General features: G+C 71.6%; 16 protein-coding genes and 1 pseudogene. 2 read left to right on the top strand and 15 right to left on the bottom strand.

Features of this window, described 5'->3' with window-relative positions; genetic code table 11:
- Window positions 1–5 precede the first annotated feature (5 nt).
- Complete coding sequence (locus FB471_RS01685; RefSeq protein ID WP_141995596.1) at window positions 6–905, top strand: NmrA family NAD(P)-binding protein; 900 nt, start codon at window positions 6–8, stop codon at window positions 903–905.
- A gap of 16 nt (window positions 906–921) precedes the next feature.
- Here the strand turns inward: FB471_RS01685 and FB471_RS01680 are convergent, their stop codons facing one another.
- From FB471_RS01680 to FB471_RS01660, 5 genes are all read right to left on the bottom strand, one after another.
- Window positions 922–1,890 carry an SRPBCC family protein gene (locus FB471_RS01680; RefSeq protein WP_246076200.1) on the bottom strand — a complete coding sequence of 323 codons (969 nt, stop codon included), beginning with the start codon at window positions 1,888–1,890 and terminating at the stop codon, window positions 922–924.
- 95 nt (window positions 1,891–1,985) lie between these two features.
- Window positions 1,986–3,059 (bottom strand): GDSL-type esterase/lipase family protein, encoded by a 1,074-nt coding sequence (locus tag FB471_RS01675; RefSeq protein ID WP_142001480.1) that lies wholly within the window; start codon window positions 3,057–3,059, stop codon window positions 1,986–1,988.
- Between the two features lie 40 nt (window positions 3,060–3,099).
- Window positions 3,100–3,741, bottom strand: a complete 642-nt coding sequence (locus FB471_RS01670) for an ABC transporter ATP-binding protein (RefSeq protein WP_142001479.1) — start codon at window positions 3,739–3,741, stop codon at window positions 3,100–3,102.
- A 46-nt stretch (window positions 3,742–3,787) separates the two neighbouring features.
- Window positions 3,788–4,495 carry an ABC transporter ATP-binding protein gene (locus FB471_RS01665; RefSeq protein ID WP_246076199.1) on the bottom strand — a complete coding sequence of 236 codons (708 nt, stop codon included), beginning with the start codon at window positions 4,493–4,495 and terminating at the stop codon, window positions 3,788–3,790.
- A complete protein-coding gene (locus tag FB471_RS01660; RefSeq protein WP_170220666.1) occupies window positions 4,488–7,106 on the bottom strand; it encodes an ABC transporter permease in 2,619 nt (872 codons plus the stop codon). Before FB471_RS01660 ends, FB471_RS01665 begins: the two co-directional genes overlap by 8 nt.
- A gap of 85 nt (window positions 7,107–7,191) precedes the next feature.
- On the opposite strand from FB471_RS01660, the gene cmtR reads away from it, so the two are divergent.
- On the top strand, window positions 7,192–7,557 hold the full coding sequence (cmtR, locus tag FB471_RS01655) for a Cd(II)/Pb(II)-sensing metalloregulatory transcriptional regulator CmtR (RefSeq protein ID WP_141995594.1): 366 nt from the start codon (window positions 7,192–7,194) through the stop codon (window positions 7,555–7,557).
- A 144-nt stretch (window positions 7,558–7,701) separates the two neighbouring features.
- Here the strand turns inward: cmtR and FB471_RS01650 are convergent, their stop codons facing one another.
- From FB471_RS01650 to FB471_RS01610, 10 genes and pseudogenes are all read right to left on the bottom strand, one after another.
- Window positions 7,702–8,382, bottom strand: coding sequence for an MBL fold metallo-hydrolase (locus FB471_RS01650; protein ID WP_246076198.1), 681 nt, complete (start codon window positions 8,380–8,382; stop codon window positions 7,702–7,704).
- 33 nt (window positions 8,383–8,415) lie between these two features.
- Window positions 8,416–9,453, bottom strand: coding sequence for a CobW family GTP-binding protein (locus FB471_RS01645; RefSeq protein ID WP_141995593.1), 1,038 nt, complete (start codon window positions 9,451–9,453; stop codon window positions 8,416–8,418).
- 59 nt (window positions 9,454–9,512) lie between these two features.
- Window positions 9,513–10,109, bottom strand: a complete 597-nt coding sequence (locus FB471_RS01640; RefSeq protein ID WP_425457091.1) for an HNH endonuclease family protein — start codon at window positions 10,107–10,109, stop codon at window positions 9,513–9,515.
- 118 nt (window positions 10,110–10,227) lie between these two features.
- The gene (locus tag FB471_RS01635) at window positions 10,228–10,842 is read right to left on the bottom strand and encodes a TetR/AcrR family transcriptional regulator (RefSeq protein WP_141995592.1); all 615 of its coding nucleotides are present in this window, start codon (window positions 10,840–10,842) and stop codon (window positions 10,228–10,230) included.
- Between the two features lie 108 nt (window positions 10,843–10,950).
- Window positions 10,951–11,247, bottom strand: coding sequence for an ABC transporter substrate-binding protein (locus FB471_RS34775; protein ID WP_246076196.1), 297 nt, complete (start codon window positions 11,245–11,247; stop codon window positions 10,951–10,953).
- A gap of 67 nt (window positions 11,248–11,314) precedes the next feature.
- Window positions 11,315–12,061: pseudogene (locus FB471_RS34770) on the bottom strand (branched-chain amino acid ABC transporter permease); the annotation flags it as partial.
- A gap of 2 nt (window positions 12,062–12,063) precedes the next feature.
- A complete protein-coding gene (locus tag FB471_RS01625; protein WP_141995590.1) occupies window positions 12,064–12,915 on the bottom strand; it encodes a branched-chain amino acid ABC transporter permease in 852 nt (283 codons plus the stop codon).
- An 18-nt stretch (window positions 12,916–12,933) separates the two neighbouring features.
- Window positions 12,934–13,641, bottom strand: coding sequence for an ABC transporter ATP-binding protein (locus tag FB471_RS01620; protein WP_141995589.1), 708 nt, complete (start codon window positions 13,639–13,641; stop codon window positions 12,934–12,936).
- Entirely contained in the window at window positions 13,634–14,434 is an 801-nt protein-coding gene (locus tag FB471_RS01615) for an ABC transporter ATP-binding protein (RefSeq protein ID WP_141995588.1), read from the bottom strand. Before FB471_RS01615 ends, FB471_RS01620 begins: the two co-directional genes overlap by 8 nt.
- A 160-nt stretch (window positions 14,435–14,594) precedes the next feature.
- Entirely contained in the window at window positions 14,595–15,467 is an 873-nt protein-coding gene (locus FB471_RS01610) for an alpha/beta hydrolase family protein (RefSeq protein ID WP_425457015.1), read from the bottom strand.
- Window positions 15,468–15,519: the final 52 nt, after the last annotated feature.

Raw genomic sequence — 15,519 nt, 5'->3', positions numbered from 1 at the left:
AGCCGATGTCCGCTGTGCCCGCCGTGCCCCCATCCCCAGTCGTCGCCGTCACCGGTACCAGTGGAGGGGTCGGCGGCCGGGTCGCCGGTCGCCTCGCCGAGGCGGGGATGCGGCTCCGGTTGCTCGGCCGTGACCCCGACCGGCTACCCCGGTTGCCCGGCGCGACCGTGGCGCCACCGGCGGCCTACGGCGACGGCGCCGCCATGCGCCGCGCGCTCGAGGGGGCCGGCACGCTGTTCCTGGTGTCCGCGCACGAGAGCGCGGACCGGGTCGGTGAGCACCGCACGGCCGTGGACGCGGCCGTCGCGGCCGGGGTCGAACGGATCGTGTACGTGTCCTTCCTCGGTGCGGCCCCGGACGCGACCTTCACCTTCGCCAGGGATCACTGGCATACCGAGCAGCACATCCGCGGCACCGGCCTGCCGTACACGTTCCTGCGGGACAGCTTCTACCTCGCCTCGCTGGCGGGCATGGCGGGCGAGGACGGGCTGATTCGCGGGCCCGCGGGCCAGGGGCGGGTCTCGGCGGTGGCGCACGACGACATCGCCGACGTGGCCGTGGCGGTGCTGCGGGGCGGCGAGGAGCACGCCGGCAGGACCTACGATGTCACCGGCCCGGAGGCCCTGACCATGGCCGAGGCGGCGGCCGAGCTGAGCCGGGTGACCGGCCGCACCGTCCGCTACCTGCCGGAGACCAGGGAAGAGGCCTACGCCTCGCGGGCGGGCTACGGCGTGGCCGACTGGGAGATGGCCGGCTGGGTCAGCTCCTACGAGGCGGTCGCGACGGGGGAGCTGAGTACCGTCAGTACGACGGTGCCGGACCTCACCGGCCATCCCGCCCAGTCGTTCGCCGAGTACCTGCGGCGCAACCCGGACAGCTACCGTCACCTGGTTCCGGCCGGCTGACCATCAGGGCCTGTTGCTACAGGCGCGCCGCGTACGCGGCCTCGAGCTCGCGGGTGCGCTCGGCGGGCCAGGGGCACCGGACCTCCCCGAACAGCGCGGCGAAGAACAGTTCGAGATGGGTCTGCCAGGCGGCCAGTGTGGTGGCCCGCAACCCGGCGAGACGCGCGGGCACGGTCTGGGTCAGGACCAGCCGGGTGCCCAGCTTCGGGTCGGTGTCGATCTCGAACCGGACCCGCCCGGCCGCGGCGCCCTCGTGCCGCCACTCGTACTCCAGCAGGTGTGGCGCGGCGACCTCGGTGACCGGGCCCTCCTGCAGGTAACCGTGGGTCGCCGGTAGCGGCGGATCGGTGCCCGGTGCGGGCTCCGCGGCACCGTCCCCGGCCGGTGCCGCCAGCACGGACCAGACCTGCTCGGGGGGTCGCCACACCAGGTCTCGCTCGAACCGCACCAGGTAGCCATCGGTGGTCTCGCGCACCTCGCCCCCGGCCAGCCCGAAACGCTCCACATAGGACTCGATGCGGGTCAGCATGCCGGCGGCGGGTGGTGGTTGCTCCCCGTCCAGCGCGGCGGCCAGTGCGGCCAGGCAGGTGTCCCAGCCCGCGGCGTTGCGGCCCGCGGCCAGCCAGCCGCCGTTGTCCGGGCTGAGCACGTGGGTGAAGACCAGCAGGCAGCCCTCACCCTCCGAGGCCAGCTCGAACCGCAGCACGTCATCGTTCCACTCGAACGCGAACAGCCTCGGCGGGTCGAACTCGAGGACCCGCCCGGTGAGGACCTCACCGTCCGCCGCGCCCTCGCCGGGGAAGACGAACCGCATCCGCGCACCGGCCCGCGGTTCGGTCTCCACGCGGGCGGGGAACCAGTGCACCAGCTCGGTCGGGTCGGAGACGGCGGCGAACACCTTCTCCGGCGGATGCCCGAATCGCCGTTCGAAACGCAGTACGGACCTACCGTCCACGGTATCCAGGGTCGCCCAGCTCGGTGCCACGACACTCTCCCATCCGCCGATGCCTGGCCAGCAATATAACCAATGGAGCATACACTTCGTCAACCCGCGTGCCCGGGTGTGGCCAGGGGCACGGCTCAACGGTCGGCGGCCGGGACGGTGGCGGCATGCAGGTTGCCGTCCTCGCCGACCCGGCAGGCAGCGGCCTCCGCCTCGGTTGCCAGGAACTCGGTCAGGCAACGTGCGACCTGCGCGTGCCCGGTCGCGTTGGGGTGGAAGGACTCCTGGATCGCGTGGGTGACGCGGTCGAGCTTGGTGAGGTCCTCCCACTGCACGGTCAGCCTGCTGAACCACTCGGTGCTCGGGTCGGCGCCACCGCTGCAGGCCTCATGCCCGGTGCCGGCCTGGGAGAGGTCCAGGAACCGCGTGCCTGCCCGCCGCGCGGCCTCGCGCAACCCGTCGTTCAACGCACCGACCCCCGGGCCGTTGATCCACTCCAGGTCCGCCTTCTTGAACGGGCAGCCGTTGAGCGAGCGCAGGTCCTCCGGAATGTTCGGACTGACCGGAGCCGCGTAGGACTGCAGCACCAGGTCGTAGTCCGTACTCCGGTAGCCCGCGGTCCGCAACACCTTCCTGACGTCCCGGACGGCACCGACGACCTTCGGCACCATCGCGTCGATCCGTTGCTGCCAGTCGCCTTTGATCTGCTCGCTGCACGGAGCCGCGTTGTCGCTGAACCACGCGTGGAAACATTCGGACACCAGGCGGGAGAAGTGCGGATCGTCGTTGGCGCCCAGCGCGACCGCCACGGCCACCACTCGGTGGTCCTTGATCAGGCTGGCGAGTTGCCGGGCCTGCGACGGCTCGGTCCATTGGGTCACGTCCCCCAGCGCGACCTGCGCCGAGGGGGCACCAGAACAGGCCAGGTTGACGGTCGCGGTGACCCCGGGCAGATCGGTCTGGTGCACCATGGCGTTGGACGAGCGGTGGCACCAGTTGCCGTCCTGACCGTTGGTGGCGGGCAGGTAGTCACCCGCACCCTCCCCGGAGAGCGTGCTGTCGCCCATGCTGACGATGGTCAGCGGCCCCGATCCGGGCGGTCCGGGACGGTCCACCGGGCCCGGCTCCTTGCCCACGAACACGAACACCGCCACCAGGGTCACGACCGCGAGCAACGCGAGACCGCTGAACCACCACCGATACCGTCGCATCATCGTGGCCGAGTCTACGAAACTCGCGGCGGCTGTCCGCTCACAGCTCGGCGAGCAACCCGTCCAGCAGGCGCACCCTGCGGTCGGCGATGCCGTGCACCTGCTCGTCGTGCGTGGCCACGATCACCGCGCCGCCCTCGTCCGCGCAGCGTCGCAGCGCGCGCAGTACCGCGGGCACGCTGCCGACGTCCAGATGCGCGGTCGGCTCGTCGATGAGCAGCACCCGCGGCCTGCCACTGATCGCCCGCGCCAGCGCGACCCGTTGCTGCTGCCCGAAGGAGACCTCTGCCGGGTGCCGGCCGGCGAGGGCGCCCACCCCGAGCTCGTCCAGCAGCTCGGACACCCTGGCGGCGATCGCGACCGGGTCCGGCTCGCCGTCCGGGTGCAGCCGCAGCGGCAGCGCGACGTTCTCGGCGACGGTCAACTCGCCTGCCAGACCGAGCGCCTGGGGGAGCACCGCGCAGGCGTGCCAGGACGGCGCGCCTGCGATCGGCACGCCGTTCAGCGAGACCGTGCCGGCGTCCGGCGCGTCGAAACCGCCGAGCAGGGCCAGCAGGGCGCTCTTGCCGGAACCCGAGCGACCCGTCACGGTCACCAGCTCGCCGCTGGACACCCGCAGCTCCAGGCCGCGCAGCACCTCCACCTCGCCACCGGGCTGGGCGAACCGCCTGCGTAACCCCATGACGTGCAGCGCCGGATGCCGCTCGGCCTGCTCGGCGGCCGCTCTTCTACGCACGGTCCTCCACCTCCTGCAGCGTCCCGCCCCGCAGCCGGGCGATCCGGTCGCCGAGCCGGATCAACCGGTCGTCGTGCGCGGCCACCACCACCGCGTGATCGCGCTCGGCCAGCACCCGCAAGGTCTCCAGCACCAGCTCGGCCGAGCCGTCGTCGAGCTGCGAGGTCGGCTCGTCGGCCAGGATCACCGAGGAGCCCCTGGCCAGGGCGCAGCCGAAGGCGAGCCGCTGTTGCTGCCCGCCGGAGAGTGCGGAGATCCGCCAGCCGCCGGTGCCGTCCAGCCCCAGTTGCTCGAGGAGCTCCGCCGGCTCGCACCGGGTGCGCACCGAGTCGGCTGCCGCCCGCAGGTTCTCCGCCACCGTGAGGTAGTCCACCAGGTTGTCGAGCGGGTTCTGGAAGACCTGGCTGAGCCGGTCCCTGCGCAGGGCGCGGCGAGCCGCGTGCCCGAGCCGGCCGGTGTCGGTGCCGCCGAAGGTCACCGTGCCGCGCGCCGGACGTTCGAACAGGCCCAGCACCCGCAGCAGGGTGGACTTGCCGGAGCCGGAGGGGCCGGCGAGCACAGTGATCCCGCGGTCCGGCACGTCCAGGGTGATCGCGTCCAGCGCGGTCACGGTCCCGGTCGGTGGGTGGTAGTCGACGCCGAGGTCCCGCAGCCGGAACACCGTGCCGGCCGGTGCCGAAACCCGTTCTCCGTCATGCACGTAGCAGCTCCGCGGTCCTGGCGGTGCGCACCGAGCGCACCGCGATCCATCCGGCCAGCGCCACCACCAGCGCGCCGGTAGCCAGGACGGTCACCACGAACAGGGAGAGATCCGGCAGTTCGGAGCGGGGAGCCAGCCAGCGCGCCGGGTCGAAACGGGGCACGGAGAACCCGGCCACGACGATCCCGCAGGTGACGCCGGTCGTGATCGCCAGCCCGGCCAGTGCGCCGTGTTCCAGCAGGTGACTGCCGAGCAGGGCGCGGGGGCGCAGTCCCATCCGCAGCAGCAGCGCACCGGCCAGCGCGTTCTGCCGCCGGCGTACCTCCACCGCGACCAGCAACCCGAGCGCGGCGACGACGCCGAGCACCACCCCGAGCACGCTGACATAGGCGAACGCCCACTCCACCACGTAGAACGGCAGCGCGTCGAGTGCGGTGGCCCTGTCCACCGGGTTGTGCAGGGTGAGGCCCGCCGCACCGAGGGCGGCCGACACCTCGCGCAGCGGGGCCGCCGACACCACCCGCCAGTCCGGTACCAGCTCCAGCTGGTCCGGGGACAGGCCGGCCCGCGAGATGACGTAGCCGTGTTCCCCGCCGATGAGCGGGAACGCCGGGAGATCGGCGACCGGGTGCGCGTCCGGCAGGCCGGGCAGTTCCGCCGACTGGGCGGCGGTGTGCCCGACCCGGATCGCGGGGATGCCGTCCGGTCCCGCCGCGCCGAGGCGACCGAGCAGGTCCTGCACCTCCCCGCCGGGCACCACCTCGGTGGCGGCGCCGCGGGAGAAGGTTTCGGGGTCGACCACGAGCACGATGTTGCCGGTGCCGGTGAGCCTGCCCGTCACGGTGCTCTCGTCCCGGATCCCGCCCGGCAGCGGCACCTCGCCGAGGCCGACCGAACTGCCGACACCCATCTGCGCGGCGCCACCGACCAGCATGGCGGTCTTGGTGTCCAGCGCCTGCCGCTGGCCGCCCGCGATGCCGGTCCCCGCCGTGAGGGTGCCGACGGCGAGGACGCCGATCACCAGCACACCGGTGACCGGTGCCCTGGCGCCGGCGAGCCTGCGGATGGCCAGTTGCAGCGCGGGGCGCGACCAGAGTCGGGTACGGCGGGAAGCGTGCAGCAGTAGCCAGACCAGCCGGGCGGCGAGCAGTCCCACGGTGAGCACCACGAACACCGGGTAGGTCAGGGCGAGCGGGTCGACCTGGGGCAGGGGATCGGAGTCGGTGCCGAACCCGCCGTGGTCACGCAGCCGCAGCCAGCCGAGCAACGCCAGCGCGGCGGTCACCAGTTCCCACGGCAGCAGCACGGCGAGCCTGGCGAACCGGCGCCTCGAGCCCAGCCTGCTGAGCTGGAACTCGCGGTGTGCGCGCAGGGCCACCACCACGGCCAGCAACGCCAGCGCGAGCACCAGGACGCCCGCGGCGGCCGACGCGCCCAGCCACAGATCGCCGGCGAGGACCTCGCCCGGTGGTCCGTAGGCGGGCAACAGCAACCGGGCCAGCACCATGCCCGCGATACCGCCCGCGACCAGTGGGGGGCCGAGCTCGGCGATGGCCAGGCCACCGAGCGCCGGCGGGCTGGAGCCCCGGGAGGCGAGCAGGCGCAACTGGCCGTGCCGCCGCTGGTACCACTGCACCCCGGCGGTGCCGATGCCGCCGCAGCCGACCAGGACGCTCAGCCCGGCCAGCGGCAGGATCGAGAAGGCCACACTGCCCTGCGCCTCCTCGGCGATCTCCACGGACCGGTCGAAGGGCAGCTCACCGGTCAGCTCGGGCAGTCCCCGTGCCCGCACCTGCGCGTCGACGGCCGCGATCAGCTCCCGGGACCGGTCCAGGCGCGCCGTGGCCTCGGCGGGGGTGGTCGGAGGCGGATCGTCGAAGGTGACCGACAGCCGCTCGATCCGCGGCGGGGCCAGGTCGGGGTGGGAACGCAGAGCCCGGCCGAAGGTCTCCCGGTCGGTCGCGAAGAAGACGAACCCGCTGGGGATGTGGTCCGCGATCCGGTTGTGCACCGCGAGGTGCTGCTGCGAGCACCACCAGCGCGGCGCGGGCCGCTCGAGGTCGGTGTAGATTCCGGTGATCGCGGGCAGGGTTCCTCCGTTGCCGCGAACTCCGAGGCCGAAGTCGCGGACCGAGGCCAGCCTGGCGCCCATCCACAGTCCCGACGAGCGATCGCCTTCGAGCAACTCGAGGTGATCGAGTCCCTGCTCGGCATAGCCGATCCGGGTGCGGAAGGCCTCGCCGCGGAAGGAGGTGTCGGCGAGCCTGCTGTGCATGGCCACGCGCGGCGTGCTGAAGCCGCGCTCCGCGGCCTGGTGCCGCACGATCTCGACCATCGCGTCGGCGGTGTCGAGCGAGACCGGCAGGGTGGTGAACATCGGGCCGTACAGGTCAGGGCAGACCGTGTCGGACTGGTGTTTGATCGCCGCCCCGCCGGAGGCCACGGTGTGCAGCACGGCGGCCATGGCGAGGAAACACGACAGCAGCGCGGTGACCGCGATCGTGATCATGGTGAGTGGGCTGGAGATCGCGGCCCGGGGAGCCTTCCGCCACGGCAACCCCGGACCGGCCTTCCCGGTCCGTCCGTGGCCGGACCCCCGCCGAGAACGCATGAGCGGACGCTACCAATTTTCACCCGATATGGTGAGCGAACCATCAGTTTGCTGTCGTGTCAGCATCAGCTGTACTGTCAGAGTCATGCTGACGTGTGAGGCTCGGGAATCGGCACTGGCCCGGCTGGGGCGAGCGCTGGCGGACCCGACGCGGTGCCGGATCCTGGTGGCGTTGCTCGACGGCGTGGCCTACCCGGGCCGCCTCGCCGACCACCTCGGGCTCACCCGCTCGAACGTCTCGAATCACCTGTCCTGCCTGCGCGGGTGCGGGCTGGTCGTGGCGACCTACGAGGGGCGGCAGGTGCGCTACGAGCTGGCGGATCCGCACCTTGCCCAGGCGCTGGGGGAGTTGGTGCAGGTGGTGCTCGCGGTTGAGCCGACCGTGGAGTGTGTCGAGGAGCAGCCGGCCGGGGTCGCGGTCGCCGCGGTCGCGACCACCGACCGGGGGTGAGTACCGCGGAGCATGCGACGCGCTTGACCTCGACACCTGCGCGGCGATCCTGCCGCGTGGACCGAGCACCTACGTGCCCGGATCCCACGGCGGGAAGGGTACGGCGGTCCGGCTGACCGGTGCCGGCCACCTGGACATCGACGGTCAGTCGGCGGCAGGCAGTGTGCGGATCGCCTGGTCGACGCAGGAGGCCCAGGGGGTCGCGCCCAGCAGGTGTGTGCCGCTGTCGCCGACGCAGGCGCTGGAGACGACCAGGTCGGGTTGGAGCGCCGCGAGAGTCTCGAGGCTCGCTGCCAGCGCATCACGGTCGCTGATATCGGGGATGAATCCCGCGGCCCAGGCCCCCTTCGCATCGCGGAAGACCGTGTCGCCGGTGAACAGGTAGGTCAGGCCGCCGGCGCCGGTCACCAGGAAGCAGGTACTACCTGGCGAGTGGCCGGGAGTCGGGATCACCTCGATCCCGTTACCGTCGATATGACGGTCCGTGAACAGCACCCCGGGCTCGGCGAACTCCCGAACCTCCTCCTCTTCCGCCGCGGAGGCGTGCAGCCGGGCGTCGAACCGGTCGCGGATCTGCGCCAGGGCGGGTCCCGCCTCGTCCCGGTGGCTGAGGTACTGGTGGGCCGCGCCTCCCAGTTGTTCGATCGCGTCGAAGTCGTCGCTTCCGCCGGTGGAGTAGAAGAGGACGTTGTCCCCGGACGGCGGGGTCCACAGATAGGCGTGTGTCCTCAGTCCGGGAAACGGCGAATAGGTCGACGTCTCCCACAGGTCGTTTCGGATCTGCGTCAGCATCGGTGCCTCGTGTCGGGCCGTGGAACCAGTCATACCCCGACGCTAGAACCTCAACTTTAGTAGAGGTCAACCCCGGGCGTATCGCAGGACCGGCAGCATGTCGTTGCCCGCCAGCGCTTCCGGATCCGTTTCCACGCATGCCCGCAACCCGCTCCGCAGCGCATCGGCATCGATACCGGCGCCGATGAGCACCAGCTGGGTGGTGCGTGGTTCCCCCGGCGACCAGCCCGACTGGTGGAATCGCAGGAAGTTGCCCACCGTGTGTAACTCGAACCTTTGCTTGTGGTCGGGAATGCCGAAGTACACGACCCCTTTCATGCGGTAGAGGCCGCCGGGCCGGTCGTCGAGGAAACGCATCAGCCTGCGCGGGTTGAGCGGCTCCGCCGAGATGAACTCGATGCTCTCGTACCCTGCGTGCAGGTGGTGCTCGTGACCGCACTCCTCGTGGTCCTCCCGGAGGAGGTCGGTCAGGGAGAGCTGGCGCGGAACCTCGGGACGGTCCGGCCGTCGCGGGCGGTCGAACAGCAGTTCCGGGTCGATCCGGCCCATCGCGGTCGGCAGCAGCGGGGTGCCGACCGCGATGGGCTCCAGTACCGCCAGCAGGGCGGCTCGCTCGCCCGCGTCCAGGCGGTCGGTCTTGTTCAGCACCACCAGGTCGGCAAGGGCGAGGTGTTGATCCAGCTCGGGGTGCCGGGCGCGGGTGCGGGTGAACTCGGCGGCGTCGACCACCTCGAGCAGGCCGCCGTACTCGATCCGGTCGCACTCGCTGGCCAGCACCAGCCGGATGAGGTCACGGGGCTCGGCCAGCCCGCTCGCCTCGATCACGATGACGTCGATCTCCGAGCCGGGACCGGCCAGCTTGGCCAGCATCGCGTCGAGACCGCTGGCGTCGACCGCGCAGCACAGGCACCCGTTGCCGAGCGAGACCGTCGAGTCCACCTGCCCGGCGACCGTCATGGCGTCGATGTTGATGCTGCCGAAGTCGTTGACGACCACCCCGATGCGGGCGCCGGCGCTGTTGCGCAGCAGGTGATTGAGCATCGTGGTCTTGCCGGACCCGAGAAAGCCCGCGACGATGACGACCGGGATCCGCCGCTGTGCCACGCGGCGAGGTTACCGGTGTCCCTCCTGCGCCGGCACCGGGGTGTCGTGGCGAACCCGGATCAGCAGCGGTCCAGCATCTGGGTGAGGGCCTCGCGCTCCGCCGTGGTGATGGTGAGCTGGTAGTGGTGTTTCACCACGATCCAGTCGCTCGAGTAGGCGCACCACTGGGCCTCCAGCGGCGGCTTCCACTCGTCCGGCGCCTGGTCGGACTTCGACTGGTTGACGTTGTCGGTGACCGCCTTCAGCTGCGGGCGGTCCAGGTCGTTGGCGAACCGCTCCCTGCGCTCATCCGTCCACGACCGCGCCCCGCTGACCCAGCCCTGCGCCAGCGGCACCAGATGGTCGATATCCACATCGGACGGATCGGTCCAGGTGGCGCCGTCGTAGGGGCTGGTCCACTCGCCCGAGGTAGGGGAGCAGTCCGCGCCGGCCCTGACATCCTCGCCGTCGCGCCGCAGCACGGTCTCCCGGGTGTTGCAGTTGCCGGAAACCGCGCTCCAGTGGGGGAAGCGGTCCCGGTCGTAGCCGCTGATGGAGCCGCGGGGCGCGACGACCAGTTCCGCGAGCCGCTCCCGCGCCTGTCCCGGTTCCACACCCGGTGCCGGCCCGGTCGGCCGCGGATCATCGGTGGCGGTGACCGCGCAGGAACTCAGCAGGCAGGCGAGGCATCCGGCCACGGCCGTCCAGAGCAGGGTTCGCACCGGTACACCCCCACGTCCACGGGCGGTCGGCACACCGCTCCGGGTGCTCCCATGGTAACGCCCCGAGCGGGACTCAGAGCGCGAAATCGCCCAGCAGCCCGGCAATCATCAGATTGGCGTAGTGGTGGCCCACCTGCTCGCCGGTGAGCGGGCCGTCCTTGCGATACCAGAGACCGAGCCGATGCACGGCGCCGAAGGTGTGGCTCACCGCGAGGTCCGCCGGTACGTCGGTGCGGAAGGTCCCGGCCCGCTGACCCTGCTCGACGAGTCCGCGGACCTGCTCGTGATACCGCCTGCGCTCCGCGCGGACCCGGGCGAGCTTCGCCGGTTCCAGCAGGTGCATCGACTGGAAGAAGACGACCGCCTGGTCGAGATGGCTGACGCTGGTGGCCACGACGTCCACCACGATCGCGTGCAACCGGTGCTCCAGCGGCAGCTCCGAGGCGGCGATGGTCTCCATTCGCTGGGTCTGCATGCGCAGCATCGTCGTGTAGATCTCGTAGAGCAGGTCGTCCTTGGAGTCGAAGTAGTGGTACAGCCCGCCCTTGGTGACGCCCGCGGTGTCGACGATCTCGCGGACGCTGGTGTTCTCGAAACCCTTCCTCGCGAAGAGCGTGGTCGCCGCCCGCAGCACGCGGTCACGCACCGAACCGCCAGTGCGATCCAATGCGGCATACGTGCCGGTCATGGCCGCGTTCCTTTCCCTCACCGGAATCCGGCCCACTCTAGCCCGCGGCCGGCCGAGCCGGGCGGTCCGGGGACGGGCGGGAGGGCGGTATCGCCCGTCCCCGGGGCCTCACTTCTCGAGCAGGCCGATCTGCTCGGGGGTCTTGCGCTCGGCCTGGACCGGGGTGACCGGGCCATCGCCCCGGTCGGTCACCACCGGCTGCTGCACGATGGTGGTCGAGGTGTCCGGGTTGACCTCGAACACGTAGGCCCCGGTGTACCCGGAGTGCGACTCCGCGGAGAAGGCGAACGGGGTGAGCCCAGGGCCTTCCAACGCGCCGGACTCCATCGCGTCGACCAGCTTCTCGCGGGTGAGGTTCCGGCCCGCGGCCTCGAGCGCCTGGGCGAAGGTGTAGGCCTGCACCATGCCGTACACCACAGAGCGCGCCCCACATGCTGCCGATGCCACCCAGCACCACCGCGGCCAGCAGGCTGAGGGAAAGTACCAGGGTGAACGAGCCGGGTGCGGCGGTGCCGAGCAGGAACGCCTGCAGGCCGCCGGCGAGCCCGCCGCATACCGCGCTGATCAGGAAGGCGAGCACCTTCGTCCGGCCGATGTGGATCCCGGCCAGCTCGGCCGAGACCTCGCTGTCCCGTACGGCCCGCAGAGTCCGGCCGAACCGCCCGCGGGTCAGGTTGGCCAGCAACACCAGTGCCAGCAGCACGCTCGCCCACACCACCCAGGCCTGCCACCGGGTGGTGGGCACCGCACCGGCCAGGCCCGCGGGCATGCTGTTCACCCGGAAGGCGAGGCCGTTGCTGCCGCCGAGCAGTTCCGGGAATCGCTGGGTGAGCGCGGGTAGCCCGACGGCCAGCGCGAGTGTGGCCCCGGCGAGGTACGGGCCGTGCAGCCGGGCGGCCGTGGCTCCGGCCAGCGCGCCGGCCACCCCGCTGGCCGCCGCGGCGAGCAGCAGGTCCAGCCAGAACGGCCACCCCGGAGCGTGGATCACCAGCAGCGCCATGGTGTAGGCGCCGATGAACATGAAGGCGCCGTGGCCGAGGGAGACCTGGCCGTTGAGCCCGGTCAGCAGGGTCAGCCCGGCCACCGCGACGAGGTAGTAGCCCACGCTCGCGATGCGCAGGTTGGTGAAGGGGTCCACCACGCTCGTGAGCGCGACGATCGCGAGCAGGGCCGCCAGCGCAGGCAGGCCGTGCCGCAGTAGCGGCGGTAGTGGGCGCATGGTCAGACCCTCCTCGCCACGGCGTGGCCGAACAGGCCGTTCGGGCGGAACGCGAGCACCAGCACGAGAATGACCAGCGCCGCCATGGTGACCAGTTCCGGACCGAGGTATCCGGACACATAGGACAGTCCGATGCCGACGGCGAACCCGCCGGTCACGGTGCCGAGTGGGTTGTCCAGGCCGCCGATTACGGCCGCGGTGAGCGCGTAGACGAACACGCCGTCCAGCACGGTCGGGAACAGGAAGGGCGGTGTGGCCAGGACTCCGGCCAGCGCGCCCACGGCGGCCGCGAGCGCCCAGCCCAGGGTGAGCATCAGGCCGACCCGCACCCCGAGCATGCTCGCCACCTCCGGCCGGAACGCGGCCGCGCGCAGCCGCAAGCCGAGCGAGGTGTACCGGAACAGCGCCCCGATCCCGGCCGCGGTGCCCAGCACGACCAGCACGGTGAAGAGGCTGAACGCGGAGAACTGGCCACGGAAGTCGAAGGCGTAGGGGAAGGACCGCGGTTCGTTGGTCCAGAACATGCCGGCCACGGCCTGCAACACCATCAGCAGCCCCAGGGTGACGATCACCGCGCTGAGTGGGGTGCGGTCGCGCACCGGCCGGATCAGCGCCCGTTCGGTGAGCGCGCCGAGTACGGCGCCGGCGAGCAGGGCCACCGCGAAGCCCAGCCAGTAGCTTCCGGTGGCCTTGTTCACCGAGTACGCGAGGTAGGCGGAGATCAGGGCCAGCGCGGGCTGCGCGAAGTTGATCACCCGGGTGGCCCGGTAGATGATCACGATGGACAGGCCCAGCGCGGCGTACACGGCGCCGGTGGAGAGGCCGTTGACGGTGAGGGTGAGAAAGCCGTTCATACTGCGCTCCCGTCGCGGTCAGAACCCGAGGTAGGCGTGCCGGAGCTGGTCGTCGGCGAGCAGCGCGTCGGCGGCGCCGGCGGCCACGACGCGGCCGAGGGACAGCACATGCCCGTGATCGGCAACGGACAGCGCGCTGCGGGCGTTCTGCTCCACGAGCAGCACGGTGAGGCCCGCGCGTGCCCGCAGTTCCTCGATCACTCGCAGGATCCGCAGGGTCACCAGCGGCGCGAGGCCCAGCGAGGGCTCGTCCAGCAGCAGCATCTTGGGGCGGCTCATCAGCCCGCGCCCGATGGCGAGCATCTGGCGTTCCCCGCCGGAGAGCGTGGCCGCGGGTTTGTCCCGGCGCTCGGCAAGTCGTGGGAACAGCTCGAACGCCTCGGCGAGCGCCGCCGCCCGGTCTGCCCGGTCGCGGCGCCACAGCGCGCCGAGGCGGAGGTTCTCCTCGACGGTGAGTTCGGTGATCACGCCGCCGTTCTCCGGCACGTGCACCAGCCCGCGGCGGGTGATCCGGTCGGCCGGCCAGCCGGTGATGTCGGTGCCGTCGAACCGGACCCGGCCCGCGGTGGGGCCGAGCAGGCCGCCGACGGTGCGCAGCAGGGTGGTCTTTCCTGCCCCGTTCGCGCCGAGCACGGCGGTGATGCTGCCCTCGGCCACGGACATGCCGACCCCGTCGAGGGCGCGTACCGCGCCGTAGGTGGCGGTCAGTCCCTCGAGCTCAAGCATGGCTGGCCTCCCCGGCCGTGCCCAGGTAGGCCTCGGCGACCACCGGGTCGGCCCGGATCCGGTCGGGGCTGCCCTGCGCGATCACCTCACCGAAGTTCAGCACCACGATCCGGTCGCAGGCGCGCATCACCAGGTCCATGTGGTGTTCCACGACGAGCACCGAGGTCCGCGTGGTGAACCCGCGGATGCGGTCGGCGAGTTCGTCGATCTCGTCCGCGGACAGCCCGCTGGCCGGTTCGTCGAGCAGCAGTAGCTCCGGTTCGGCCACCAGCGCGCGGGCCAGCGCGACCCGCTTCTGCACGCCGTAGGGCAGCGCGCCGGGTAAGGACGCGTGCGTGGAGGCGATGCCGAGGTCGTCGAGTACCGCGTGGGCCCGTTGGCGCAGCGCCGCCTCGTCGCGGGCGGCCGCACGCAGGCCGAGTAGCGTGCTCAGCGCTCCGGCCCTTGCGTGCCGGTGCCCGCCGGTGAGCACGTTCTCCAGCACGGTCAGGCCGGGGAAGAGGCCGAGGCCCTGCAGGGTGCGCGCGATGCCGAGCCCCGCGAGCTTGCGTGGGGAATGCGCGGTGAGCTCCGTGCCGCGCCAGCGAAGCCCGCCCTGCTGGGGTCGGACGAAGCCGCAGATCACGTTGAACAAGGTGGTCTTGCCCGCCCCGTTCGGGCCGATCACCCCGAGCACCGTGCCCGGTTCGACCGCCAGGGCGACCTCGCGCAGCGCCACCAGGCCGCCGAAGCGCACGGTGACCTGGTCGACCTCCAGCAGGGGACTACGGGAAGCGTGGCAGGCGATCGTCATGGGTCCCTCTTCGCTGGCTGAAATGTCCCAGAATATGAGAACGGCGATACCGTCCGGTCGGTACGAGCGGGAATCATCCGGAACCGGTGCCGGGATGTCAAGCCGCCGGGGGTGGCCGCACAAGCGCGACCACCCCCGGAACTCGTTGGTGTGCAGGGGTTTACGAGTGCGGACAGGTGTCGCGATACTCCGAGATCTGCCGGTCGTCCGGTGCGGGGCAGAGGAACCGCTCGTACCGGGTGTCGTTGTCGATGAACCGTTTGAGCCAGGAGATGGTGTACTTCGCCATCGTGGTGTTCGGCGTGTTCGGGAAGAAGTGGCCGGCGTTGTCCAACTCCATGTAGGCCTTGTCCAAGCTGCCGGGCAGCGAACGGTAGAACGGCTCGGAATGTGCGGAGACCGAGGCCACCGAGTCGTTCTCACCGCCGATGATGAAGGTCGGCACGCGTACCTCGGACCAGGTCTTGTCCAGGTTCCATGCCGCCAGCGGCACGGCTGCCTGCAACTCGGACCGGTCACTCGCGGCCTCCAACGTGCCGCCGCCACCCATGGAGTGGCCGGCCACGCCCAGCCGGGAGGAGTCCACCCGGTCGCGGACCGTGCTGTCCTCGGTCAGGTAGTCCAGTGCGGCGAGCAACTGCTCCCCACGGCTGGCCGGCTGGTCGAACCGGGAGTTCGTGTCGATGGTGAACACCACGAACCCCTGGGAGGCCAGCCGTGGACCGAGCCAGGCGATGCTGGACTGGTCGGCGGTGAAGCCGGGGGAGATGGCGATGCCGCCGAAGGTGCCTTCGCTGGTGGTCGTCGGGTAGTAGATCGTGCCGCCGCCGAAGCCGCTCACCCGCAAGGAGGACACGCTCCGCTCGGCGAAGGAGAACGGCCCGCGCGGGGCTTCGATGCTGGATTCGGTGGGGTCGGGACCGCGTTCATGCGGATTCTCGGCGGCCGGTGCGGCGGGCGCCGCGGCCAGGGTGCCCGCGGTGAGGGCCGCGGCCAACGCCGCCGTGGTCAGGGATCTGCGTAGCGTTCGCACCTCGTCGTGCTCCTTTCGGCAGGGGCAGCCGGTGTCGCGTTCCGGCTTCGAC

Origin of the sequence: Amycolatopsis cihanbeyliensis (genome assembly GCF_006715045.1) — a bacterium.
Lineage (GTDB): Bacteria > Actinomycetota > Actinomycetes > Mycobacteriales > Pseudonocardiaceae > Amycolatopsis > Amycolatopsis cihanbeyliensis.
Note: the sequence above shows the minus strand (reverse complement) of the source record. Positions and strands in the feature narration are given on the sequence as shown.